Origin of the sequence: Corynebacterium meridianum, from assembly GCF_016342265.1 — a bacterium.
In the GTDB taxonomy this organism is placed as follows: Bacteria; Actinomycetota; Actinomycetes; order Mycobacteriales; family Mycobacteriaceae; genus Corynebacterium; species Corynebacterium meridianum.
Genome location: NZ_JAEIOS010000013.1, coordinates 301,642 through 324,302, shown reverse-complemented (window position 1 = coordinate 324,302; position 22,661 = coordinate 301,642). Strand labels below are relative to the sequence as shown.

Annotated in this window: 19 protein-coding genes and 1 pseudogene; 10 read left to right on the top strand and 10 right to left on the bottom strand. The window is 66.3% G+C overall.

The genetic code is table 11. The annotated features are described in order from the left end of the window. Positions 1-9: 9 nt before the first annotated feature. Positions 10-702, bottom strand: coding sequence for a deoxyribose-phosphate aldolase (gene deoC / locus JDV75_RS09290; RefSeq protein WP_198738958.1), 693 nt, complete (start codon positions 700-702; stop codon positions 10-12). Between the two features lie 74 nt (positions 703-776). Between deoC and purU the strand changes: the two genes are divergently transcribed. Beyond that, positions 777-1,679, top strand: a complete 903-nt coding sequence (purU, locus tag JDV75_RS09285) for a formyltetrahydrofolate deformylase (RefSeq protein ID WP_198738957.1) — start codon at positions 777-779, stop codon at positions 1,677-1,679. A 98-nt stretch (positions 1,680-1,777) separates the two neighbouring features. Here the strand turns inward: purU and JDV75_RS09280 are convergent, their stop codons facing one another. The 8 genes from JDV75_RS09280 to JDV75_RS09250 form a co-directional block, all read right to left on the bottom strand. After that, positions 1,778-2,074 (bottom strand): DUF2516 family protein, encoded by a 297-nt coding sequence (locus JDV75_RS09280; protein ID WP_198739111.1) that lies wholly within the window; start codon positions 2,072-2,074, stop codon positions 1,778-1,780. A 76-nt stretch (positions 2,075-2,150) separates the two neighbouring features. Then, the gene (locus JDV75_RS09275) at positions 2,151-2,924 is read right to left on the bottom strand and encodes a CGLAU_01105 family protein (protein ID WP_198738956.1); all 774 of its coding nucleotides are present in this window, start codon (positions 2,922-2,924) and stop codon (positions 2,151-2,153) included. Between the two features lie 55 nt (positions 2,925-2,979). After that, complete coding sequence (locus JDV75_RS09270) at positions 2,980-4,302, bottom strand: DUF445 domain-containing protein (RefSeq protein ID WP_198738955.1); 1,323 nt, start codon at positions 4,300-4,302, stop codon at positions 2,980-2,982. Between the two features lie 49 nt (positions 4,303-4,351). Next, positions 4,352-4,486, bottom strand: a complete 135-nt coding sequence (locus JDV75_RS12125; protein WP_255520531.1) for a hypothetical protein — start codon at positions 4,484-4,486, stop codon at positions 4,352-4,354. A gap of 89 nt (positions 4,487-4,575) precedes the next feature. Then, complete coding sequence (locus JDV75_RS09265; protein ID WP_198738954.1) at positions 4,576-4,929, bottom strand: hypothetical protein; 354 nt, start codon at positions 4,927-4,929, stop codon at positions 4,576-4,578. Positions 4,930-4,986: 57 nt separating this feature from the next. Then, a complete protein-coding gene (locus tag JDV75_RS09260; protein WP_198735034.1) occupies positions 4,987-5,736 on the bottom strand; it encodes a succinate dehydrogenase/fumarate reductase iron-sulfur subunit in 750 nt (249 codons plus the stop codon). Next, positions 5,736-7,745 (bottom strand): fumarate reductase/succinate dehydrogenase flavoprotein subunit, encoded by a 2,010-nt coding sequence (locus JDV75_RS09255; protein WP_198738953.1) that lies wholly within the window; start codon positions 7,743-7,745, stop codon positions 5,736-5,738. Before JDV75_RS09255 ends, JDV75_RS09260 begins: the two co-directional genes overlap by 1 nt. Before the next feature lie 21 nt (positions 7,746-7,766). Continuing rightward, entirely contained in the window at positions 7,767-8,522 is a 756-nt protein-coding gene (locus JDV75_RS09250) for a succinate dehydrogenase cytochrome b subunit (protein WP_198738952.1), read from the bottom strand. 686 nt (positions 8,523-9,208) lie between these two features. Here JDV75_RS09250 and ramB point away from each other — a divergent pair. Beyond that, on the top strand, positions 9,209-10,639 hold the full coding sequence (ramB, locus tag JDV75_RS09245) for an acetate metabolism transcriptional regulator RamB (RefSeq protein WP_198738951.1): 1,431 nt from the start codon (positions 9,209-9,211) through the stop codon (positions 10,637-10,639). 93 nt (positions 10,640-10,732) lie between these two features. Here ramB and lpdA read toward each other — a convergent pair whose 3' ends face one another. Beyond that, a complete protein-coding gene (gene lpdA / locus JDV75_RS09240) occupies positions 10,733-12,148 on the bottom strand; it encodes a dihydrolipoyl dehydrogenase (RefSeq protein WP_198738950.1) in 1,416 nt (471 codons plus the stop codon). Positions 12,149-13,143: 995 nt separating this feature from the next. Here lpdA and JDV75_RS09235 point away from each other — a divergent pair. The 8 genes and pseudogenes from JDV75_RS09235 to JDV75_RS09200 all read left to right on the top strand — a co-directional run bounded on the left by JDV75_RS09235 (position 13,144) and on the right by JDV75_RS09200 (position 22,598). Further along, complete coding sequence (locus JDV75_RS09235) at positions 13,144-14,262, top strand: alpha/beta hydrolase (RefSeq protein ID WP_198738949.1); 1,119 nt, start codon at positions 13,144-13,146, stop codon at positions 14,260-14,262. Positions 14,263-14,379: 117 nt separating this feature from the next. Then, positions 14,380-15,495, top strand: a pseudogene (locus JDV75_RS09230) (alpha/beta hydrolase); the annotation flags it as partial. A 265-nt stretch (positions 15,496-15,760) separates the two neighbouring features. After that, positions 15,761-17,890 carry a prolyl oligopeptidase family serine peptidase gene (locus JDV75_RS09225; RefSeq protein ID WP_198738947.1) on the top strand — a complete coding sequence of 710 codons (2,130 nt, stop codon included), beginning with the start codon at positions 15,761-15,763 and terminating at the stop codon, positions 17,888-17,890. Further along, positions 17,883-19,322 carry a M1 family metallopeptidase gene (locus JDV75_RS09220; protein WP_198738946.1) on the top strand — a complete coding sequence of 480 codons (1,440 nt, stop codon included), beginning with the start codon at positions 17,883-17,885 and terminating at the stop codon, positions 19,320-19,322. The genes JDV75_RS09225 and JDV75_RS09220 overlap by 8 nt, the downstream gene beginning before the upstream one ends. Continuing rightward, on the top strand, positions 19,256-20,557 hold the full coding sequence (locus JDV75_RS09215) for a polysaccharide biosynthesis protein (protein WP_336244319.1): 1,302 nt from the start codon (positions 19,256-19,258) through the stop codon (positions 20,555-20,557). The genes JDV75_RS09220 and JDV75_RS09215 overlap by 67 nt, the downstream gene beginning before the upstream one ends. A gap of 4 nt (positions 20,558-20,561) precedes the next feature. Then, positions 20,562-21,386, top strand: a complete 825-nt coding sequence (locus JDV75_RS09210; RefSeq protein WP_198738945.1) for a glycosyltransferase — start codon at positions 20,562-20,564, stop codon at positions 21,384-21,386. 100 nt (positions 21,387-21,486) lie between these two features. Next, the gene (locus JDV75_RS09205) at positions 21,487-22,236 is read left to right on the top strand and encodes a glycosyltransferase family 2 protein (RefSeq protein ID WP_198738944.1); all 750 of its coding nucleotides are present in this window, start codon (positions 21,487-21,489) and stop codon (positions 22,234-22,236) included. Continuing rightward, positions 22,236-22,598 carry a DUF2304 family protein gene (locus tag JDV75_RS09200; protein ID WP_198739109.1) on the top strand — a complete coding sequence of 121 codons (363 nt, stop codon included), beginning with the start codon at positions 22,236-22,238 and terminating at the stop codon, positions 22,596-22,598. The genes JDV75_RS09205 and JDV75_RS09200 overlap by 1 nt, the downstream gene beginning before the upstream one ends. Positions 22,599-22,661: the final 63 nt, after the last annotated feature.

Here is a 22,661-nt window from a genome sequence, read left to right as displayed (position 1 = left end):
CGGCGCGGATCAGTCTCCGGGGTGGGCGTCGCCGGCGGCGTCGAGGATCTGCGCCGTCTCACCGCCCACGGACAGGCGGGTCGCGCCCGCCGCGATGAGTTCCAGGGCCTGATCGATGGTCACGATTCCACCGGCTGCTTCGACACCGAGTTCTCGCCCGACCTCGGTCGCGATGATCCGGACCGCCTCCGGGGTCGCACCGGGGCAGTCGAACCAGCCGGTCGAGGTCCGCACGTAGTTCGCCCCCGCGGTACGTGCAGCCCGCGCGGCCGTACGTATCCCCGCCTCGTCCAGGAGACCGGTTTCGATGATCACCTTGAGGGTGACCGGCGCGGGAACCGCTTCCCGGATCGCGACGATCTCCCCGATCATGCGGTTGGTGTCGCCGGCCCGGACCGCGGCGGGATCGATCACCACATCGACCTCATCGGCGCCTGATTCCACGGCTAGCCGGGCCTCCGCCGCCTTGATCAGCTGGTGGTGCTTTCCGGAGGGGAACCCGCAGACGCTGACGACCCGCAACCCGAAACCGTCCGCGGCACTGGTTGCGTGCAGCATCGAGGGCGTGACACACACCTGACCGACACCAAGCTCCAGCGCTTCCGACACGTGTGCACGGACTTCCGTGATGGACGCCCACGGGGTGTCGAGGGTGTAGTCGATCATGGCGGCCAGACGGTCACGGGTGATGGTCTCATTCATAGCTAAAGAGCCTAGCCTTTTCCCGGTAGGACCGACGGTCAGCGGTATTTGACCTCCGGAGTAGAATCCCAGGAATGAGCAACGCCCAGAACTCCCACACCTCGCCTGTCGCGGAACGTCAGCTGGTCCTCACCCTCGGGTGCCCCGACACCACCGGGATCGTCGCGCGCCTCTCCACCTTCATCGCCAACCACGGAGGATGGATCACCGAGGCCGACTACTTCACCGATCCGGATTCCGGGTGGTTCTTCACCCGCCAGGCGGTTCGGGCGGAATCCCTCGACACCCCGGTGGAGGAATTCCGGGCGGAGTTCGACGAGATCGCGACGGAATTCGGTCCCGGTGCCCGCTGGCGGATCTGGGACACGGCACGCCGCAAGCGGGCGGTGATCCTGGTCAGTAAAGAGGGACACTGCCTCCACGACCTCCTGGGCCGGGTGGATCAGAACGACTACCCGATGGACGTCGCCGCGGTCATCGGCAACCACGAGGATCTGCGGGTCATCGCGGAGAACCACGGTGTTCCCTTCCACCACGTCCCCTTCCCGAAGGACGCCGTGGGCAAGCGTGCCTCATTCGACCGGGTCGCGGAGCTGGTCAACGAGCACGAGCCGGACGCCGTCGTCCTCGCCCGTTTCATGCAGATCCTCCCGCCGGACCTCTGCGAGATGTGGGAGGGCCGCGCCATCAACATCCACCACAGTTTCCTGCCCTCATTCATGGGCGCGCGCCCGTACCACCAGGCCTACAAGCGCGGAGTGAAGCTGATCGGTGCCACCTGCCACTACGCGACCTCGGCGCTCGACGACGGCCCCATCATCGAGCAGGACGTCATCCGGATCACACACAAGGACACCCCCGCCGACATGCAGCGGCTCGGACGGGACGCGGAGAAGCTCGTTCTCGCCCGGGGCCTGCGTTTCCATCTCGAGGATCGTGTGCAGGTCTACGGGAACCGCACGGTCGTCTTCGACTGATCAGATTGGCCGCCGGGTTGACTCCGGCGGACACGGGGATGCCCCGGCCGGTCTCACACGGAGCCGGTCCGGGGCATCTTCACGTACTCACACCTGTTTCACCAGGGGGTCTCACCATTCACGATGTCCTTCAGCTGAGGTCTGACATCGAACCAGTAGAGGCCGATGACGACCATGCCCACCCACTGGAGCAGCTGCACGTTGATGAACATCGCGACGGCCGAGGCGACGAGCATTCCCGTCCACACCCACTTCTGCTGCCGGTCGGCGGCGGTGAAGGCGTCATCGCGGGTGGAGACGCACAGCGCCGCTCCGACGAGCCCCGCGACGCCGATGATCGTCGTCATCAGAAGCACCACGTATCCGAGGACGCGCGCGGATTCGTACAAGAACATATCCATTGTCGGACCGGAGACCTTTCGGGTCGGGCGGAAACTGGTGGGGTACCGTGGCGGGGCACCCCGGAGGCGACTACTTGCCGGTTTCGGTGTCGTCGCCCTCGTCGATCACTTCTCCGTCAATGATATCCGTCCCGTTCGGGTTGTCCGAACCGGAGTCCTGGACCTTGGTGCGGAGGTCATCGATCCGTTCTCCACCGGTGTTCTTCAGGTCGCGGACGACCTCACCGGCACGGGCGACGAGGTTGTCGACGGCGTTCTTGACGGCATCCACCGTCGAGGCGTTCTCCGCGGCCGCGTCGGCGTCATCGTGGTCGCTCCGCCTGCTGCGCTCGCGCAGGGCCTCGACAGCTTCATCGAAGGCACGGCGGGTCGAGTCCACGGCCTCCTGGAAGGCGGTTCGTGCCTGTTCCGCGGCCTCGGTCTCCCGGGTCTGGTCGGCGGCGTTGCGCACGGAACCGGACAGATCGCGAAGCGCGCTCTCCGCGGTCGCGGCGAAGCCTGAGACCGCGGACCTGGCCTCGTCGACGGAATCGGCGTCGCCGAGTTCCTCCGCGGCTTTCTTCGCCTCCTCCGCGGTCTCCTCCACCCGGTCACCGGCCGACTTCTCCTCGGCGCGTCCGGCACCTGAGACGTTGCGGAGATCGCTGCGGAGCTTGTCGCCGAGTTCCCCGACCAGTGGACCGAGGGCCGCACCCGCGCTGACCCAGGCGTTGAAGGGCTCACGGAGCTTCTCCAGGGCGTCGGCGAGCACACCGCTGCCGCTGCCGTGGGTGCCGTTGGCCCCAGCCGCATCCGCTGCGGTGGTGTCCTCGGGGCCGTTGCCGTTCGGTGTCGTCGATGTCATGTGGGACTCCTTCAGTCGTGGGGTGAATCTGATCCGTGTCTGTCAGGGCGTTCCGTCACGCACCGAAGATGATGTGCGAGACGGTGTAGATGCCCAGTCCGGCCAGGGCACCGACGATGGTGCCGTTAAGTCGAATGTACTGGAGATCCTTGCCCACCATCAGCTCAATCTTCTCTCCGGCCTCGTCCGCGTCCCAGCGCTGGACCGTCTCACTGATGATCGAGGTGATCTCCTCGGCGTAGTTGTCCGCGAGAAACGCCGCCGCTCCGGTCACCCGGCGGTCGAGGGAATCCCGGAGCTTCGCATCATCGAGCAGATTGTTTCCCCAGTTCAACGCCAGTTCGGTGATCTTCGTGCGCAGGAGTGAGTCCGGGTCCGAGGTGGCGGCGAGCAGGGACGCCGACGCGCTGCGCCAGATCGTCGCGGCAGCACCACGCACCGGGGTCGAGCCCATGACGTCCCGTTTGATCTTCTCCACCCGTTCGATCATCTCCGGATCGTTCTGGAGGTCATCGGAGAGTTGCCGGATGAAGCACCGCACGGCCTGTCGCGCCTCGTGTTCCGGATCGTCCGCGACGGCTGCGGTCCACTGGACCAGCTCGCGGTGGACCTTCTCCCCGATGACGTCGTTGAGGATCTGGGGTGCCCAACTGGGGCGGCGCTCGTCGAGCATACGGATGATGAACGGACCGGCGTCCTCGGCCTTGACATGGAGCCAGTGCACGAGTTCATCGACGACCGGCTCCGTCTTGCCCTCCTCGATCAACTGGGCCATGAGGCGCCCGGTGGGCGGTCCCCAGTCGGGCTCCGCGATCCTGTCGATCAGTGTCGAGTTGATCACGGCCTCCGCGTCCGCGGGATCGAGGGCACCGACGATCTTTCCGGTGAGCTTTCCCACCTCCCGGGAGACGGTCCGCGCATTCTCCGGTTCCGACAACCACCCACCGAGCCGGTTGGGGATCCCCGCCGCCCGGACCTTGGCGGTGATCAGCTCCGCGTTGAGGAAGTTCTCCCCGACGAAACCGCCGAGGGACTCGCCGATCTGGTCCTTCTTGTTGCGGACGATCGCGGTGTGCGGGATGGGCAGCCCCATCGGACGCCGGAACAGTGCGGTCACCGCGAACCAGTCCGCCAGCCCGCCGATCATGCCCGCCTCGCTGGCGGCCCGCACGAAACCGACCCAGGCGTCGGTCTCTCCGGGACTGGTCTCCAGCCACCGGCAGAACAGATAGATTGCCGCGGCGACGACCAGCAGCCCAGTCGCGAACGCCTTGTAGCGGCGCAGTTGTCGCCGGCGTTCCGCTTCGACCTCGGGTGACGGACCCGGAACGGCGAGCGGTTCGGCGTCTCTATGTGCGGTGAGTTCGTGTGTCCCCATCGCACCATTATGGCGCGCGGGGGCGGTCACGACGGTAATCGCGGTGGTGTCAGAGCTGACCGGTAGCCGCGGCGGAGCGCCACGGTGGCTCGGCGTCCCAGAGCTCAACGGCGCGGGGGATGAGGTTCAGCACGACGAGGAACGTCATCAGGGAGATGAGGATCCCGAGTATCTTGCGGCGCATTCCACGGATTGTACCGGCGGGCACGACGAAACCCCACGGCATCCGTCACCGGAATTGCCGTGGGGCGGGATTCGTCGCCGGGATCGGTGTCAGTGCCGACCGGTGCGGGCGGCGTACTCACGGTAGTAGCGGCGCCCATGGTGGATCATCCAGAAACCACCGACGAGGAATACGACCGCGAGCACGGCACCGGCGATGGCCATGGATGCCCAGTTGGGCTGGCTGCCGACCGACCAGGAGCCGAGACCGAAGAGCAGACCGCCGAATCCGGCCAGGGAGCTCAGGATCAGTCCCATGCCGATCCAGGTGGACGAGCGGAGGAGCGAGGAATGCTGTGCGTCGAGGCTGGAGGGGTGGTAGCCCTCGACGTAGTGCGGCTCACCCTCGAACACGGGGAATGACTGCTCGGCTTTCGCCGGAGCAGTGGAGTGGCTGGCTGACATAGCGGATGCTGCCTTTCGTGGTCGTACCGTCGGCCCGGGGTCGTCGTCGCGACGAGCCTAGGCGTCCTTTGCGGTGAAGGCCGCGCGGGCCCTCTCTTTGTTGATGGCCGCAACCGCGGTCAGCGGGATACCGGCCGGACAAACGTCCGCGCATTCTCCGAAGAGCGAGCACGGGCCGAAGTTGGTCTCTACCTCATCGACCATATTACGCGCCCGGCGTCCACGCTCGTTCTTGCCGAGGGGCATGAGCGACAGGTGCACGAGCTTGGCCCCGGTGAACAGGTGGGCCGCGCCGTTCGGACACGCGGCGACGCAGGCACCGCAACCGATGCAGGCCGCGTGGTCGAGCGCGAGCTCCGCGGTCTGGTGGTTCATGTGCAGGGTATCGGCGTCCGGAGCGGTACCGGCGTTGACCGACACATAGCCACCCTGCTGCATGACCCGGTCGAGCGCGGAGCGATCGACGATCATGTCCTTGATCACGGGGTACGCGGCTGACCGCAGTGGCTCCAGCTTGATGGTGTCTCCGTCGGAGAAGTTGAACAGACGCTGCTGGCAGGACGGCTTGTTCTGCTCGGGTCCGTGCGGGCGACCGTTGACGGTCAGACCGCAGGTACCGCAGATACCCTCGCGACAGTCGGAGGCGAAGGCGAACGGTTCCTTGCCGGACTCGATCAGCGTTTCGTTGACGTGGTCCAGGAGCTCCAGGATGGACATCTGCTCCACGGCGTCGGGGACATCGATGGACTCGTAGTGACCCTCGGTCGTGGGACCGGCCTGGCGCCAGATCTCTAGATGCAGTTTCATTACTTGTAGTTCCTTGTCTGCAGAGGGATCGCATCGAAGTACAGCGGCTCCGCGTGGCGGATGAACTTGTTCTCGCCGTTGGGCTCCCAGGCGGAGACGAAGCACCAGTTGAGGTCGTCGCGTTCCGCCTCGCCTTCGTCGGAGAGGTGATCCTCGCGGAAGTGGGCCCCGCAGGACTCGTCACGGTCGAGGGCATCGACGCACATGAGCTCTCCGAGGTCGATGTAGTCGGCGACCCGGTTGGCGTACTCGAGCACCTGGTTCATCTCCTCGGCGTTGCCGGTGATGTTCAGGCCGCTCCAGAACTCCTTGCGCAACTCGCGGATCTGCTCGATACCCTTTGCGAGGTCATCGATGTTCCGCGACACGCCACAGCAGTAGTAGAGGATGTCGCCTAGCTTCCGGTGGAAGAACTCCGGACCGTGCTCACCCTTGATGCTCATGAGCTTGTCCAGGCGGGACTGGGCACGCTCGACGGCCGCGACGGCGTCGGGATCGTCTTCAGCCATCCGCTCGGAGCCGAGCAGGGGACCGAGGTAGTTCGGCACGGAGAACGGAAGGGTGAACCAGCCGTCGACCGACGCCGAGAGCAGGGAGTTGGCACCCAGCCGGTTGGCACCGTGGTAGGTCCAGCCCGCCTCGCCGCCGGCGAAGAGGCCCTCGATGGACGTCATCATGTTGAAGTCGGTCCACAGGCCACCCATGGTGAAGTGGCAGGTGGGGGCGATGCGCATCGGAGTGACGTAGGGATCCTCGCCGATGGTCTCCTCGTACATCTGGAAGAGGTTCGAGTACCGCTCCCGGATGGTGTCCTTTCCGAGACGTTCGATGGAGTCACGGAAATCGAGGTAGGCGGAGTTGTGCATCGGGCCGCAACCGAGTCCGGCGATGATCTGCTGCGAGATCGCGCGGGAGGCGACGTCGCGGGGGACGAGGTTACCGAACGCGGGGTAGCGGCGCTCAAGGAAGTAGTCGCGCTCGTCCTCGGGGATCGAGTTCGGGTCGCGGTCATCCTTCGGCTCCTTCGGCGACCAGATGCGGCCGTCGTTGCGGAGGGACTCCGACATGAGGATCGTCTTGGACTGCCACTCCGAGTTGACCGGCAGGCCGGTCGGGTGGAACTGGATGAAGGAGGGGCTGGCCATGTAGGCGCCGTGCTCGTACGCACGCATGATCGCGGATGCGTTCGAGTTCTTAGCCAGCGTCGACATGTAGTAGACGTTGCCGTAGCCGCCGGTGCACAGGATCACGGCGTGGCCCGTGTGGGCGGTGAGTTCGCCGGTGATGAGGTTGCGCATGACGGCACCGTGGCAGCGCTTCGTTCCGTCCTCCTCTTCCTTGACGATCAGGTCGACCATCTCGTTGTGGGTGAAGATCTCGACCGATCCGAGGTGGATCTGACGCTGCAGGGCAGCCGCAGCGGAGAGCTGGAGCTGCTGGCCCGTCTGGCCACGCGTGTAGTACGTGCGGGAGACCTGCACACCACCGAACGAACGGGTGGCGAGGGTACCACCGTATTCACGGGCGAAGGGGGCGCCGATGGCGTTCATGTGATCGATGACCCGGACCGACTCGTAGGCCAGACGCCAGCAGTCGGTCTCGCGGCAACGGTAGTCGCCGCCCTTGACCGTGTCCTTCACGTGGCGGTACGCGCCGTCGTTGTCGACCTTCTTGCCGCGGGCGGAATTGACGCCCCCCTGGGCGGCGATCGAGTGGGCCCGGCGGGGCGCGTCATGGTAGGTGAACGCCTTGACGTCGTAGCCCAGTTCACCGAGTGCCGCCGCCGCGCCGCCACCGGAAAGCCCGGTACCGATGACGAGGATGCGGAACTTCCGGCGGTTCAACGGGGAGACGAGGTTGTAGTGGTCCTTCTGCCATTCCCAGGCGTCCTTCATCGGAACACCCTTGGGTGCGTGATCCTCGAGGATCCTGCCCGGGGTGACACCTTCGACGCAGGAGGCCGGCTGGGTGAAGTCGGGCTTGGTGTCGGTTTCAGAGTGAGTGCTCATAGTGTGGTTACCTTCCGGGACCTAGTGGATCCAGCCGAGGGCGATGGCCAGCGGGATGGAGATGTTGCCCACCATGACGGCAGCAGGCACCAGGTAGGAGATGAACAGCAGGACGGCACGGGTACGGTGACCGGTGATCCCCAAGTCGCTGACGGCGGTGAACAGTCCGTGGGACAGGTGTACGAAGAGCACCATCATCGCGGCGATGTAAAAGATGGCCACCGGCCAGCGGCTGAAGCTGGCGACCATGTTCGCGTAGACCTCGCCGTGCTCGAAGACCGCGGAGGCGGCGGGCTGGACGCCGAGGGTCAGATCGAGGATGTGGAAGGCGATGAAGAACAGGAGCACAAGGCCCGAGACGAGCATCGTGCGTGTGGCGAAAGAGCTGAGGCCGCCCATCAAATTGGTCCGACGGAACTTGCCCCTCGACTTGTGTGCACGCCCGGTCAGTGCGAATGCACCGTAAACGTGCAGGATCAACGCGGTCAGCAGGACGATCCGGAAGATCCAGAGCACGCCTTCTCGGGGGACGAGCGGTTCGCCGACGGTACGGAGGAATTCTCCGTAGACGTTGATGGCGGGTTCACCGTCATGGGCGGGAAGGAAGATCTTCAGGTTTCCGATCATGTGGATCAGGACGAAGCCTCCGAAGATGATGCCGGTGACGGCCATCGTCAGCTTCAGTGCCCAGCTCGGAACCTTCGGCCGCTCACGCAGCGGCTTCTCAGTAATTTTGCCGTGACGGATTGCGTCACGGTCCATATCTTTGACAGTCATGGCACCTCCAGTGTTGACCTAACCTTACGGCGCCTTAAGCCCGGCAAACCAGCCGTTAACAATGGCGGTGACGTAGCTCATATCAACCAACCCTGCCGGAGCGCCACGCTTTAGGGTAGCGTTACCTTTTTCTCCCCTTCCCCTATGCCGGGACCGGGTCGCTCACCTGCTGAAATGGTGGCGCACTTAGAGAGGTACCTCATTATGTGATCTGAGACACTATGTACCCCTATGTCGCCTGACGCCTACCCCATTCGGGATCAAACTTTAGTTGAATCTGCCCCCACTCCCCCTGAAAAACCGCATTCGAATGCGGACCCCACCCCCGGCAAGGGGCCACACACCCTCCCGAGCAGGACGCCCGCACCGACCGATCCTCCGGAACATCGGCGGACCATTCCCCCGTTCCGCCGTCGGGTCCCGGACAGAAACACTGTTCACCTCGCATTTCCGCGGTCAACGATCGCCTGCACCGGGTACACAGGTTCCACCGGGCACATCCCCGCATCCCAGCGGCACACAACACACGGCTTCGCCGGACCACGTCCAGCAACGGGGGGATCGTTCCGGCCTCGGGGCTGGACCGCAGTCGCCGAGGGCTCCCCAGATCTGGGGGTGTTGCAACTTTGCACCGTTCACAGGCGAATGCCTGCAAAGGGTCGACCGGGTCGCTTAGACTTCCATCCATGGGCAAGACATACGTGGGGTCCCGGTTGCGCCAGCTCCGGCGGGAACGGGATCTGAGTCAGGCGGCACTGGCGTCGACGCTCGGGCTATCGGCATCCTATGTCAACCAGATCGAGCACGACGTGCGCCCGTTGACCGTGCCCGTCCTGCTCCGTATCACGGAGACCTTCGGCGTCGACGCGACCTTCTTCTCCCGGGACGACGACTCGAGGCTCCTGGCTGAGGTCCAGGACGTCGTCCTCGACCGGGAGATCTGCCCTGAACCCGTCGAACTCCAGGAACTCTCGGAGATGGTGTACGACCATCCGGCGCTCGCCAGAGCGATGGTCGAGATGCACCGCCGGTACCGGAATGTCCGCGACAAGCTCTCCCTCGCCACCGACGTCCGGCACTTCCCTCCGCCCACCGAATCCGGGGGCCGTGCGGTCGACAATCCCCTCGGTATGCCCCACGAGGAGGTACGGGATTTCTTCTACTCCCGGCAGAATTACCTGGACGAGTTGGACACCTCGGCGGAGGCACTCTCCGAGGAACTCGACCTCGACCCCGTCGATCCGGTGCGGAAGGAGGACGCGATCACGCGACGACTCGGACTGCACGGGATCACGGTGCACCGCGGGACGGGATCGGAGGACACACTCCACCACCTCGATCCGGACAGCGGCACCCTGTTCCTCTCCTCCAAGCTGAACAGTGGTCAGCGGTCCTTCCGCATGGCCGCCGAGCTGGCGCATCTCGAGGCCACCGACGTCCTCGGCGAAGCGGTCGATGCCGGCCACTTCACCTCGGAGGAATCCCGGACACTGGCCGCCCGCGGTGTCGGAAGCTACTATGCGGCAGCCCTCCTCATGCCCTACCGGCGTTTCCACACGGAAGCGGAACAGTCCAGATACGACATCGATCACCTCGCCCAGCTGTTCGGTACCGGCTACGAGACCATCTGCCACCGCCTGTCCACACTGCAGCGGCCGCAGCTGCGCGGCATCCCGTTCACGTTCGTCCGGGTGGACCGGGCGGGCAACATGAGCAAACGACAGTCCGCGACAGGCTTCCACTTCACCCATTCGGGCGGAACGTGTCCACTGTGGAACGTGTACGAGACCTTCACCAATCCGGGCACCATCATGCGGCAGCTCGCCCAGATGCCCGACGGCCGGAACTACCTGTGGATCGCCCGGACCGTACGCCACCACCGCAGCCGCTTCGCCGAACCCGGCAAACTCTTCGCAATCGGTCTGGGTTGCGAGGCCCGGCACGCCGAACGCACGGTCTACGCCGAGGGACTGGACCTGAAGAATCTCGATACCGCCACGCCCATCGGAGCCGGGTGCCGGGTGTGTTCCAGGTCGAACTGCGCCCAACGTGCGTTCCCGCCCGTCCACCGCCCGCTGAAGATCGACGCGCACACCTCGACGGTCGCCCCGTACTGAAAGGGGCGTGACCGACCCGCCAGGCCCCACCTCACACGACGGAGGGGCCGCACCGGGGTTACCGGTGCGGCCCCTCACGGGAGCAGACGTCGATCAGAGATTGATCATGTGCCCGGAGATACCCTCGACCGCTTCCTTCATCGCCTCGGAGAGCGTCGGGTGGGTGTGCACGTTGCGTCCGACCTCCTCGGCGGTGAGGTCGAAACGCTGCGCCAGGGTCAGCTCGGGCAGCAGCTCGGAGACGTTGGATCCGACCATGTGCGCACCGATCAGCTCACCGAACTCGGCGTCGGCGATGACCTTGACGAAGCCGGCCGGCTCACCGAGCCCCTGGGCCTTCCCGTTCGCGGAGAACGGGAACGTGGCGGTCTTGATCTCCCAGCCGCGCTCCTCGGCCAGCTCGCGGGCACGTTCCTCGGTGTATCCGAAGGAGGCCACCTGCGGGTTACAGAACGTGGCACGCGGCATCATCATGTAGTCGCCGAGTTCCATGGTCTCGGCGTCGGCGATGGTCTCCGCGGCGACGACACCCTGTGCCTCGGCGACGTGCGCGAGCTGTAGCTTCGCGGTGACGTCACCGATGGCGTAGATGTGGTCGACGTTGGTGCGCATCCGCTCGTCGATGGCGATGGCGCCGCGCTCGGTGAGCTCGACACCGGCCTTCTCCAGGCCGAAGCCCTCGACGCGGGGTGCGAAGCCGATGGAGACCATCACCCGGTCGACGGTGAGGGTGTCGGTCTTCTTGCCGTCCTTGGATTCAACGTCGACCTCGACGTTGTCCCCGTTGTCGCGGACCGCCGTGGTCTTGTGCCCGGTCAGGATCTTCACGCCGAGCTTCTTGTACTCCTTGGCGATGGCCTTGGAGACGTCCGCGTCCTCGTTGGGCAGGACCCGGTCCATGAACTCGACGATGGTGACGTCCACGCCGTAGTTGGAGAGCACGTAGGCGAACTCCATGCCGATCGCACCGGCGCCCACGATGACCATGGACTCGGGCAGCTCACCGTCGAGGATCTGCTCCTCGTAGGAGACGATGTTGCCGCCGATCTCGATGCCGGGCAGTGAACGCACGACGGAGCCGGTGGCGATGATGCAGTTGTCGAAGGTGACCTTCTTTCCCTCGTCATCACCGTCGGTGATCTCGATCGTGTGCTCGTCGACGAAGGAGCCGAGGCCGTTGATCTCGGCGATCTTGTTCTTCTTCATCAGGTAGTGGACACCCTTGACGATGCCCGCGGAGACCTTCCGCGAGCGGTCGTGCGCCGCACCGAAGTCGAAGGACACGTCACCCGAGATACCGAAGAGCTTCGCCTCATGGTTGAAGGTGTGCGCCACCTCAGCATTCTTGAGCAGCGCCTTGGAGGGGATGCACCCCACGTTCAGGCAGACACCGCCCCAGTACTGCTTCTCGATGACGGCAACCTTCTTGCCGAGCTGGGAAGCGCGGATGGCGGCTACGTAGCCACCAGGACCCGCGCCGAGTACAACAACGTCATAATGTTCAGTCACACGCCCAAGGATACGTGCCCGTGCTCTGAATGTCGTGCAAACGGTCCATCAATTCCGGTGTTCCGTATGCCGCCGGGAACAGAACCACAGCTACCCGGGCCCACGATCGACGGTCAACGGCGTCCATGGGGCCCGGGTGACACCGGCGGGACACGGTGACCACCCCCGAAAACGAAAGCAGACTCCGCCACACGTGACGCGTGTGGCGGAGTCTGCCGACCGGCCCCGGAGCGGGGTCCGGGAGTGCCTCAGAAGCGGCCGGCCCCGTGGGAGAGCGCGCTGGTGACGGAGGAACCGGCGTGCGCGAGGAAACCGAGCGCGTTGTTGATCATGAGGATGATGGGTTCGAGTGCCTGCATGGTATTTCTGCCTTTTCGATCGGGGGATGTCTGTGTCCGGACGCGGGGACCGGGAGTCGGCGGGAATTCCCGCCGCGATGGTTCCGGACCGGTTGCACCGGCGGAAGCACCACTGCCCGGTGTATATGGCCGGGGTGGTTCGCGCGTTACTCGCCGCAGCTCCCGATTCATCGTAAGCGCTGCGGGACCACCACGGAAAGTCCGTGAATGACGGCATTCCCCGCCCCGGAGACCTCGGATCCGGGAACCCCTCAGCACACCACTCCCTTGTGCCACTTCGGTAACACCAGTAACTTGGGAACCGTTCGTGGCGGTTCATCCTCACGGCGGCCCCGTATTCGACCCGCCTGACCGGAGGCCCCACACCGGACCCCGGTTCCGGCGGCGGACCCCCGCGGTTCCGGGAGAAACACCGTTCAGACACGGAGTGCTAACGTTTGGATGACGCTCCACGACATACATGTCAGATCCGGTCGACCGATCAGCCCGGCACTTCGCCGGCGACGACGGAAACCCGGCAGCTGATTGGACGGAACCACGGGAACGACACGGCGATCCGTACCGTATGCCGGGGCGGACCACCGTGACCGGGAAAAATCCACGGACTGACGCGCACAACTACACCAAGGAACATTCATGAGGAACTTCCGACGCATCGCGGCTCCTGTCGCAGCTCTCGCACTCTCCGCTGCAGCTGTGACGGGTACGGTACTCACCGCACCCGCCGCACTGGCTTCCGATCAGACCCCGGCACAGGTCGCGGGTGACACACCCCGCGCCACCGTCACGGTAGGGCCCCGCAATGTCGAGGGCGGAACGGCCTACGACGGAAGCAACTCCCTGATCTGGCGCGAGAAGATCAACAGCTACAACAATGACCGCGTCGTCGAGATGTGGGCGCACTCCCCCTCGATGAACCGCGACGTGCCGCTCGTCGTCATCAAGGCCGACCAGGCCGCCGGTCCGCGTCCGACCATCTATCTGCTCAACGGCGGTGACGGCGGCGAGGGCCGGGCGAACTGGATCATGCAGACCGACGTGATCGACTACTACCTGTCGAAGAACGTCAACGTCGTCATCCCGATGCAGGGCAAGTTCTCCTACTACACCGACTGGGTCGAGGATGTCCCCGCACTCGGCGGCAAGCAGATGTGGGAGACCTTCCTGACAAAGGAACTGCCGGAGCCCCTCGAGGCGACCCTCGGTGCCGCCAACAAGCGTGCGGTGGCCGGCATGTCCATGTCCGCCACCACCTCGCTCCTCCTCGCCGAGCACAACCCCGGCCTCTACGACGCCGTCGGCTCGTTCTCGGGCTGCGCCGAGACGTCCCGTGGTCTCGCCCCGGAGTACATCCGCATCACCCTGGCCCGCGGTGGCGCCACCCCGGAGCAGATGTGGGGCCCGCTCGGCAGCCCCAACTGGCACTACAACGACGCCCTCATCAACGTCGACAAGCTCCGCGGCACCGAGGTCTACGTCTCCAACGCCTCCGGCTACGCCGGTACCGAGGATCTGTGGACCTCGCCGTGGACCGGCGGACAACCGATGAACGTCTTCGTGCACGTGGTCAACGGCGGCATCATCGAGGGTGCGACCAACATGTGCACCCACGATCTGAAGGTGAAGATGGACTCCCAGGGTGTTCCCGGCAACTTCAACTTCCGCCCCACCGGCACCCACTCCTGGGGATACTGGCAGCAGGATCTCCGTGACTCCTGGCCGGTCTTCGCCCGGGCCTTCGACATCGCAGAGTAGTACCCGTGCCGGCCATCGGGGCCTTGTCCGCTCCGGTGGCCGGCCGTAGCATCTGAGCTGTGTCCCGCTGATTCGCTTTGCCCCATCCCCCGCCCCGACGTTCGATTGGTCCCCACCGTGAATCTGTACCGCCGCATCGCCTCCCCGATCACCGCCTCCGCGCTCGTCGCCTCCCTGCTCGTTGCGCCCGCGGCGACGGTCCTCACCGCTCCCGCCGCACTTGCCGCGGAACTGACCCCGCAAGACGTCAACGGTGGCCTGCCGCCCGCCGAGATCACCCAGGGGCCCCTGGACATCGGGGATCCGGGCACGGCCTACGACGGCAACGAGGCCCTCGCGTGGCGCGAGCTCGTCGGCGAGTACGCCAAGAACTCGAAGGGGCGCGTCGCCGAATGGTGGGCCCACTCCCCGTCCATGGACCGCCAGGTTCCCCTCGTCATCGTCAAGGCGGATGAATCCGCCGGGCCCCGACCCATCATCTACCTGCTCAACGGCGGCGACGGCGGCGAGGGACGGGCGAACTGGGTCATGCAGTCCGACGCCATCGACTTCTACCTGAAGAAGAACGTCAACGTCGTCATCCCGATGCAGGGCAAGTTCTCCTACTACACCGACTGGGTCGACGACGTCCCCACACTCGGCGGCAAGCAGACCTGGGAGACGTTCCTGACCAAGGAACTCCCCGGTCCCCTGGAGAGCGCTCTGAACACCACCAACCAGCGCGCGATCGTCGGCATGTCCATGACCGCCACGTCCTCCCTGCTCCTCGCCGAGCACAACAAGGGGTTCTATGACGCCGTGGGGTCCTTCTCCGGCTGCGCGGAGACCGCCAACGGCTTCGGTCCCGCATTCATCGACGTGACCCTGGGCCGCGGCGGCGCCTCCAAGGAGCAGATGTGGGGACCTCTCGGCAGTGACCTGTGGACCTACAACGACGCCCTGATCAACGCCGCCGATCTCGAGGGCACTGCGATCTACGTGTCCAACGCCTCCGGTTTCGCCGGACAGAATGACCTGTGGAGCGCGGGTCGTGGATCCGACGCCGTCATGACACTGGTCATCGAGGGCGGGCTGATCGAGGCCGCCACGAACAAGTGCACCCACGATCTGAAGGCCAAACTGGACGCCGAGGGTATCCCGGCCGACTTCAACTTCCGACCCACCGGCACCCACTCGTGGCCGTACTGGCAGCAGGATCTCCGCGGTTCCTGGGTGACGTTCTCCAAGGCCTTCGGCCTCAATGACGAGGTCACCAAAGAAGATGAGCGCGCCGCGAACGCGGAGGTCATGAGCCCCGAGGAAGTCGAGAAGGCCGTCGACGCCGGCAACATCGACGTCGACAAGATCATCGAGGAACTCCGCAACCCCGCTCCCCTCAACGTCACCGATCTCCCCGGTGCGAGCCCCGCAGCCGGCTAGACCACACATCCGACGCGAAACCCGCCGCCCCTCCGGACGGCGGGTTTCGCGTCTCCGGCCCCTCGGTACGATGACGGACATGACTGTTCCCACCGCCGACGCACGTCCTGTCCCCGAGGACTTCGGGGAACCCGCCTCCACGCACCCCGAACTGGAGACGGTCCTCTCCCCGGAGGCGCTCGACTGGGCGGCCACGCGCACCGCTGACACCATGGCGCTTCTCGACGCCCCGGGGTCCGGGTTGAACCGCGGCGAACTCGAGAACCGGATCCGGGACATGCTGGACACGGACGACCGGATCGCGTTCCCGAACCGTCGCGGTGGGCAGGTGTACAACTTCTGGCGCGACGCGGAGCACACCCGCGGCCTGTGGCGGCGGGCACCGTTGGCGGATTACCGGGCAGGGGTTCCGGACTGGGAGATCCTGCTCGATCTCGACGCTCTGGCTGATGCCGAGGACGAGAACTGGGTGTGGCGGGGCGCGCACGTCCGTTCCCCCGGGAACGACCGCGCGCTGATACGGCTGTCCCGGGGAGGGGCGGATGCGGTGGTGATCCGGGAGTTCGATCTCGTGGCCGGTGATTTCGTCACGGACCGCCCCTTCACGGTCGGGGAGGCGAAAACGACGGTCAGCTGGATCGACCGGGACACGATCTTCATCGGCACGGACACCGGCGGCGGTTCGCTGACCTCCTCCGGCTACCCGGCGCGTGTCCTCCGGTGGCGCCGGGGAGTGGCCCTTGAGGACGCGGAGCTGTACTTCGCTGGGCCGGAATCGGACATCACCGCCTCCGGTTGGGCGGACACCACCCCCGGCCACGAGCGCCGGTTCGTGCGCCGCACCCTGGACTTCTACCGGCACCGGACGTTCGTGGCCACCGATGCGGGACTGCAGATCATCGAGGTGCCGGAGGACTGCGAGGTCTCGGTGCACCGGGGAAAGCTGTTCGTGTCGCCGCGCACCGGGTTCGGTGGGATTCCGGACGGTGGGCTGGGGGTCGCCGACCTGGATGCCTACCTGGGCGGCGACCACTCACTGGAGTGCGTGTTCACCCCGTCGTCGTCGAGTGCCCTGGAGGGGCTGTCGGTTACCCGAAACCACCTGGTTCTCACGGTGACCGATACCGTGGCGACGGTGTTACTGACCGCGCCGCTGGAGGACCCGGCGGGAGGGCTCACACGGCTGGATGTCCCTGAGCTGGCGACGGTGAGCGTGGTCGACACCGCACCACTGGACGATGACCAGATCTGGCTGGCGGCGCGGTCCTTCACGGAGCCGGTGGAGTTGCTGTGGGGTGACCTCGCGGACGGTCCCGGGGCGATGGAGCTGCACACGGTGGGTCGCGCACCTGAGGTGTTCGACGCCTCCGGGCTGAGCACGCGGCAGCACCACACCCGGTCGGTGGACGGCACTATGGTCCCCTATTTCATCACCGGGCGTTTCGGCGGCTCCGCTGACGGAACCGCCCCGCCGAAACCGTGCCTGGTCCACGCCTACGGCGGTTTCGAGGTGTCCCTGCTGCCGAGCTACCTCGGCTCGACCGGGATCGGTTGGCTGGAGAAGGACCGGTTGTTCGTGCAGGCGAATCTACGCGGCGGTGGGGAGTTCGGCCCCGCCTGGCACCGCGGCGCGACGGGCACCGATCGCCTGCGGGTCCACGAGGACCACGAGGCGGTCCTGGTCGATCTGGTGGAACGCGGCTACACGACCCCGGATCAACTCGCGGTGTGGGGCGGGTCCAACGGCGGACTGGTGACGGCGGTGGCCCTGACCCGGTATCCGGAGCGTTTCGGGGCGGCGGTGGTGCAGGTGCCGTTGACCGACATGCTGCGCTACCACCGTATGTCCGCCGGGGCGAGCTGGACCGCCGAGTACGGGGATCCGGATGCTCCGGAGTTCCGTGGGGTGCTCGAAGCATACTCCCCCCTGCACAACATCGTGCCCCGGGAACGGCGTCCGTACCCGCCGGCGCTGGTCACGACATCGACACGCGACGACCGGGTGCATCCGGCCCACGCGCGACTGTTCGCGGCGGCGCTCGCGGACGCGGGCCAGCCGGTCGACTACCACGAGAACACCGAGGGCGGACACGGTGGCGCTGCGGACAACGCCCAGCGGGCACGCCTGACGTCCGTGATCTTCGCCTGGCTGGACCGACAGGTCGGTCACGGACCCACCGGCGCGGTATTATCCGCTCACGATGACTAGCCAACGCCTGCGCAATTCCCCGATACCGGGAACCCGTGACTCCTACACGGGGGTCGACTTCAATCTGGGGTTCCACATCCGGCATTACCGTCTCGACCTGGACTACCGGGTCGAACCGAACCGTCTCGCGGGCACCGCGACTCTGGACATGGTGAACTACCTGCCGCTGAAGCAACTGACCCTCGATCTCGGGCCGTCGCTGAAGGTGGGCAGGATCACGGCCACCGGATCGGGAGGGGTCCACGTGGGGCTGACCCGGTGGCGGCACGCGCGCGGCAAGCTACTGCTGACCTTCGACACGGAGATACCGGTCGACAGCGAATTCACCCTGTCGGTCACGTACGCCGGTTCACCGCGCCCCGTGCGCAGCCCCTGGGGGACCCTCGGATGGGAGGAGCTGGAGAACGGTTCCCTGGTCGCGTCCCAGCCCTGTGGCGCGCCGAGCTGGTTCCCGTGCGACGACACCCCGGACGAGAAAGCGCGCTACGACATCCTCGTTTCCGCCGACAATCCGTACGCGGTGATCTGCAACGGTGAACTCGTGGAACGCCGCCGTTCGGGATCACGGACATCGTGGCACTACCGCACGGAGCACGCGATGGCGACGTACCTGGCCACCGTCCAGGTCGGTCAGTACACGGAGTTCGACGCCGCCGATTTCGATCCACGGCTGTCGGGGCCCGCCCCGACGGCCCCACCCGCGCCCGTCCCGGTGTCGGTGTTCCTGCCCGCGGGGACGGCCCCCGCGGCCCGGGTGGAGTTCGCGGATCAGGTGGAGATGCTGCGCCTGTTCACCCGTCTGTTCGGCCCCTATCCGTTCGCCCGCTACAAGGTGGTCGTGACGGAGGATTCCCTGGAGATCCCCCTGGAGGCCCAGGGCCTGAGCATCTTCGGTTCGAATCACATCGACGGCCGGAAAGAACAGGAGCGGTTGATCGCCCACGAGCTGTCGCACCAGTGGTTCGGCAACTCTCTGGGGTTGGCGCAGTGGAACGACATCTGGCTGAACGAGGGTTTCGCGTGTTACGCGGAGTGGCTGTGGTTCGAGCACTCGGCCGGGGTGCCCGCGGCGGAGTCCGCGCGGCGGCACCACCGGATGCTGTCCCGGCTGCCGGAGGATGTGCTGCTGGCGGATCCGGGTCCGAAGCTGATGTTCGATGACCGGGTGTACAAGCGCGGCGCACTGGTGGTGCACGCCCTCCGGTGCCTGATCGACGATGACGACGTTTTCTTCGCCGCGATCCGGCGCTACACGACCGCGAACCGGCACACCGTCGTGGAGCCGATCGACCTGCGGACGGTGATGACCGCGGCCTGCGCCGAGGTCGGTGTTCCCGTCGTCGAACTGACCGCACTGTGGAATTCGTGGCTGCACGAGCTTCCGCTTCCGCCGTTCCCGGAGCCGCGGTCCGGGGCCCGGAGCGCGGCCTGATGCGCGCGTTGAGCCTGGCGACGGTGTTCGCCGCGGCCAGTGGCTTCATCATCCTGACCATCGCCTCCTGGGCGCTGGGGGTGCAGCGTTTCGGCCAATTCATGGCGTTCTGGAGCCTGTTCTTCGCGCTCGCCGGGGTGGTTGACGGGCTCATGCAGGAGACGACCCGGGCGGTCGCGGGCGCCCGCGCCGCCGACCGGGCCGGAACGGTGGTGACGTCACGGGGTGCGCGACCGTTCCGGATCGCCGGGATGGTGGGCGTCGCCGTCGCGGCCGTTCTCGTGCTCGCGGGCCCGTTATGGGCACCACGGCTCCTGGAACAGGACCACGGACTCGCGGTGACGCTGCTGGCCGTCGGTCTGGTCAGTTACACGTACCAGGCCGTCTTGTCCGGTGTGTTGTCCGGCTGTGGTCTGTGGACGCAGTACGCGTGGCTGATGGCGTTGGACTCCGGGATCCGGCTGGCGCTTGTCCTGGTGGCGTGGCCACTGGGCTGGGGCCTTCCGGTGTTCCTCCTGGTCACCGTGCTCGGTGCGGCGACGTGGCTGCTCATCCTCGGAACCTCGTCCGATGCCCGGACCGCGCTGCGGTCGGCGACGGACGTACGTACCGGAAGGTTCGTCCGCAACGCGATCTCCGCCATGGTCGCCACGGGTGCCACGGCACTGCTCATCGTGGGGTTCCCCACCTTCGTCAAGGCGGTCGCCGGGGGCGAGGTGGACGCCGGTCTGGCCACCACCGTCGACGGGATCATGCTCGCGGTCATGCTCACCCGCGCCCCCATCCTCGTACCTCTGCAGCGGTTCCAGTCGGCGCTCATCGTCCACTTCGTGGACAACGCCTCCGATCTGCTCGGCGCCCTGCGGAAGCCGCTGGCCGCGGTGCTGGGCGTGGGGGCGCTCGGCGCGGCGGCGGCCTGGCTGATCGGCCCGTGGATCATGGGCATCTTCTTCAGCGCCGGCTTCGTCGTCCCCGGCCCGGTCCTCGCGGCTCTCACCTTCGGTGCCGCCTGCACCGGTGTCCTGATGATCACCGGCACCGCGGCGCTCGCGGTCAACCGGCACAACCGGTACGTCGCGGGCTGGGTCACCGGCAGCACGGTCGCCTTCGGAGTGTTCCTCGCCCCGTTCCCCCTGGCCATGGACGTGTGTCTCGCGCTGGTAATCGGCCCCGTCGCCGGGGCTCTGGTGCATGTCACGGGTCTGCGCCGGGTACCGACCCCGCTGGTACGCTGACCTCATGCCGACGCTCACCGCACTCGTCACCGTCTACCACGGGAACAACCCCGAACACCTGCGTCAGGCCCTCGAATCGGTGTCCGCCCAGACCCGCCCCGCGGATGAGATCCTCATCGTCCGGGACGGGCCCGTGCCCGAGGAGATCGCCGAGGTCGTGTCCGGGTTCCTGGGACGCACCCCGACGGCCCGACAGCTCGAGCTGCCGGTGAACCGTGGCCTCGGGCCGGCGTCCCAGTCCGCCCTGGACGAGATCGACACCGACTACTTCGCCCGGCTCGACGCCGATGATCTCGCCGAGCCGGAGCGATTCGCCGTGCAGCTGGAGTTCCTCGCCGCGCACCCGGAGATCGATGTCCTGGGTACCGCGATGTCCGAGTTCACCGATGATGACCCGGACGCGGTCACCGGCGTTCGTACCCTGCCGGAGGACCACGACGCGATCGCGCGCTACGCGCGGATCAACACTCCGGTGAATCATCCGAGTGTGATGCTGCGGACCAGTGCTGTACGCCGGGCCGGCGGCTACCGCGACGTCCACTTCATGGAGGACTACGACCTGTGGGCCCGGATGCTCACCGGTGGGGCACAGTTCCACAACCTGCCCCAGCCGTTGACGCGGTTCCGGACGGGCGATGACATGTTCGCCCGCCGCACCGGTCGCGGCATGTTCGCCTCCGAACGCCGGTTGCAGCGCAACCTCGTCGAGTACGGGCTCGTCGGACGTGGTCGCGCCACATTCAACCTAGGTGTCCGCACCCTCTACCGGGCACTCCCGCCCGGTCTGCTCAAAGCCGTCTACCGGCTGATCTTCCACCGCGACAGCTGACCCCACCCGGCACGGCGGGGGCACCCCTGTCCCCGTCCCCTCCCCCGGTCACCACCGCCATCAGGCCGCTCGCACGACGTCGGCTAGCATAATCACCATCATGGAATCTCCCGACACAGCTTCACCGGATCCCGGACGCACCGGTGACGTCCCGCCCCCGGACCACCGGGACACGTGGCTCGTCGTGCCCTGTTACAACGAGGGGACAGTCATCGGAGACGTCATCCGCGCCGCCCGCGAGACCTTCCCGAACATCGTCGCCGTCAACGACGGGTCCGCCGATGACTCGGATGTGGCCATCCACGCAGCCGGCGCGCACCTGGTCAACCACCCGGTGAACCTCGGGCAGGGTGCGGCGATCCAGACCGGGGTCGAGTACGCCCGTGCGCAGCCCGGGGCACGTTTCTTCGTCACCTTCGACGCCGACGGCCAACACCAGGTCAAGGACGTTCTCGCCATGCTCGAGAGGTTGCGAAACGAACCCCTGGACATCGTCGTGGGGACGCGGTTCGGTCGCCCCCGCGCCGAGGGCGACCAGGTTCCACTCCTGAAGAGACTGGTGCTGCGCACCGTGGTGATGCTGTCACCGCGGGCGAAACGGATGGGGCTCACCGACGCACACAACGGGTTGCGTGCGTTCAACCGCCGGGTCGCGGATGAACTGAACATCCGGATGAACGGAATGAGCCACGCCAGCGAGTTCGTCACCCAGATCGACGAACGCGGCTGGCGCGTCGCCGAACAGCCGGTGGACATCCTCTACACCGAATACTCGATGAGCAAGGGCCAGTCACTGATCAACGGTGTGAACATCCTTGCCGACGGACTGCTCGCCAGGAGGCTCCCGTGATCACCGGTCAACTGCTCATCCAGATACTCCTTCTCGTCTGCACGACCGCGCTCGTCGTGTACTTCCTGTCCAACCGCAGGAAGGCCCGCGCGAAGGCCGGGGTGAAGATCGGGTTCATCCTGTTCATTCTCGCGGCGATCTGGGCGGTCCTCCGCCCCGATGATCTGACGGTGGTGGCCAACTGGGTCGGCGTCGACCGCGGCACGGATCTGCTGCTCTACGCGCTGACTGTGGCCTTCATGTTCACCACCCTGAGCTCCTGGGTGCGGTTCCGCGAGCAGGACCTGCGGTACGCGCGTCTCGCCCGCGCCATAGCGCTCCGCAACGCCGTACGCCCCGAGGACGACTACCCCTCCGCCTAGCGGACCCGCCGGTTGGTTTTCCCCGCCCTTCGTGGACAATGGGGAACTGACCGATTCACCCAC

Bases quoted from the DNA above. Each gene is read 5' to 3' on its own strand.
- JDV75_RS09260 (WP_198735034.1), bottom strand. From the start codon at position 5,736: ATGAAACTGCATCTAGAGATCTGGCGCCAGGCCGGTCCCACGACCGAG.
- JDV75_RS09280 (WP_198739111.1), bottom strand. From the start codon at position 2,074: ATGTTCTTGTACGAATCCGCGCGCGTCCTCGGATACGTGGTGCTTCTG.
- JDV75_RS09210 (WP_198738945.1), top strand. From the start codon at position 20,562: ATGCCGACGCTCACCGCACTCGTCACCGTCTACCACGGGAACAACCCC.
- JDV75_RS09235 (WP_198738949.1), top strand. From the start codon at position 13,144: ATGAGGAACTTCCGACGCATCGCGGCTCCTGTCGCAGCTCTCGCACTC.
- deoC (WP_198738958.1), bottom strand. From the start codon at position 702: ATGAATGAGACCATCACCCGTGACCGTCTGGCCGCCATGATCGACTAC.
- JDV75_RS09270 (WP_198738955.1), bottom strand. From the start codon at position 4,302: ATGGGGACACACGAACTCACCGCACATAGAGACGCCGAACCGCTCGCC.
- JDV75_RS12125 (WP_255520531.1), bottom strand. From the start codon at position 4,486: ATGCGCCGCAAGATACTCGGGATCCTCATCTCCCTGATGACGTTCCTC.
- JDV75_RS09205 (WP_198738944.1), top strand. From the start codon at position 21,487: ATGGAATCTCCCGACACAGCTTCACCGGATCCCGGACGCACCGGTGAC.
- JDV75_RS09265 (WP_198738954.1), bottom strand. From the start codon at position 4,929: ATGTCAGCCAGCCACTCCACTGCTCCGGCGAAAGCCGAGCAGTCATTC.
- purU (WP_198738957.1), top strand. From the start codon at position 777: ATGAGCAACGCCCAGAACTCCCACACCTCGCCTGTCGCGGAACGTCAG.
- JDV75_RS09275 (WP_198738956.1), bottom strand. From the start codon at position 2,924: ATGACATCGACGACACCGAACGGCAACGGCCCCGAGGACACCACCGCA.
- JDV75_RS09250 (WP_198738952.1), bottom strand. From the start codon at position 8,522: ATGACTGTCAAAGATATGGACCGTGACGCAATCCGTCACGGCAAAATT.
- JDV75_RS09255 (WP_198738953.1), bottom strand. From the start codon at position 7,745: ATGAGCACTCACTCTGAAACCGACACCAAGCCCGACTTCACCCAGCCG.
- JDV75_RS09225 (WP_198738947.1), top strand. From the start codon at position 15,761: ATGACTGTTCCCACCGCCGACGCACGTCCTGTCCCCGAGGACTTCGGG.
- JDV75_RS09220 (WP_198738946.1), top strand. From the start codon at position 17,883: ATGACTAGCCAACGCCTGCGCAATTCCCCGATACCGGGAACCCGTGAC.
- ramB (WP_198738951.1), top strand. From the start codon at position 9,209: ATGGGCAAGACATACGTGGGGTCCCGGTTGCGCCAGCTCCGGCGGGAA.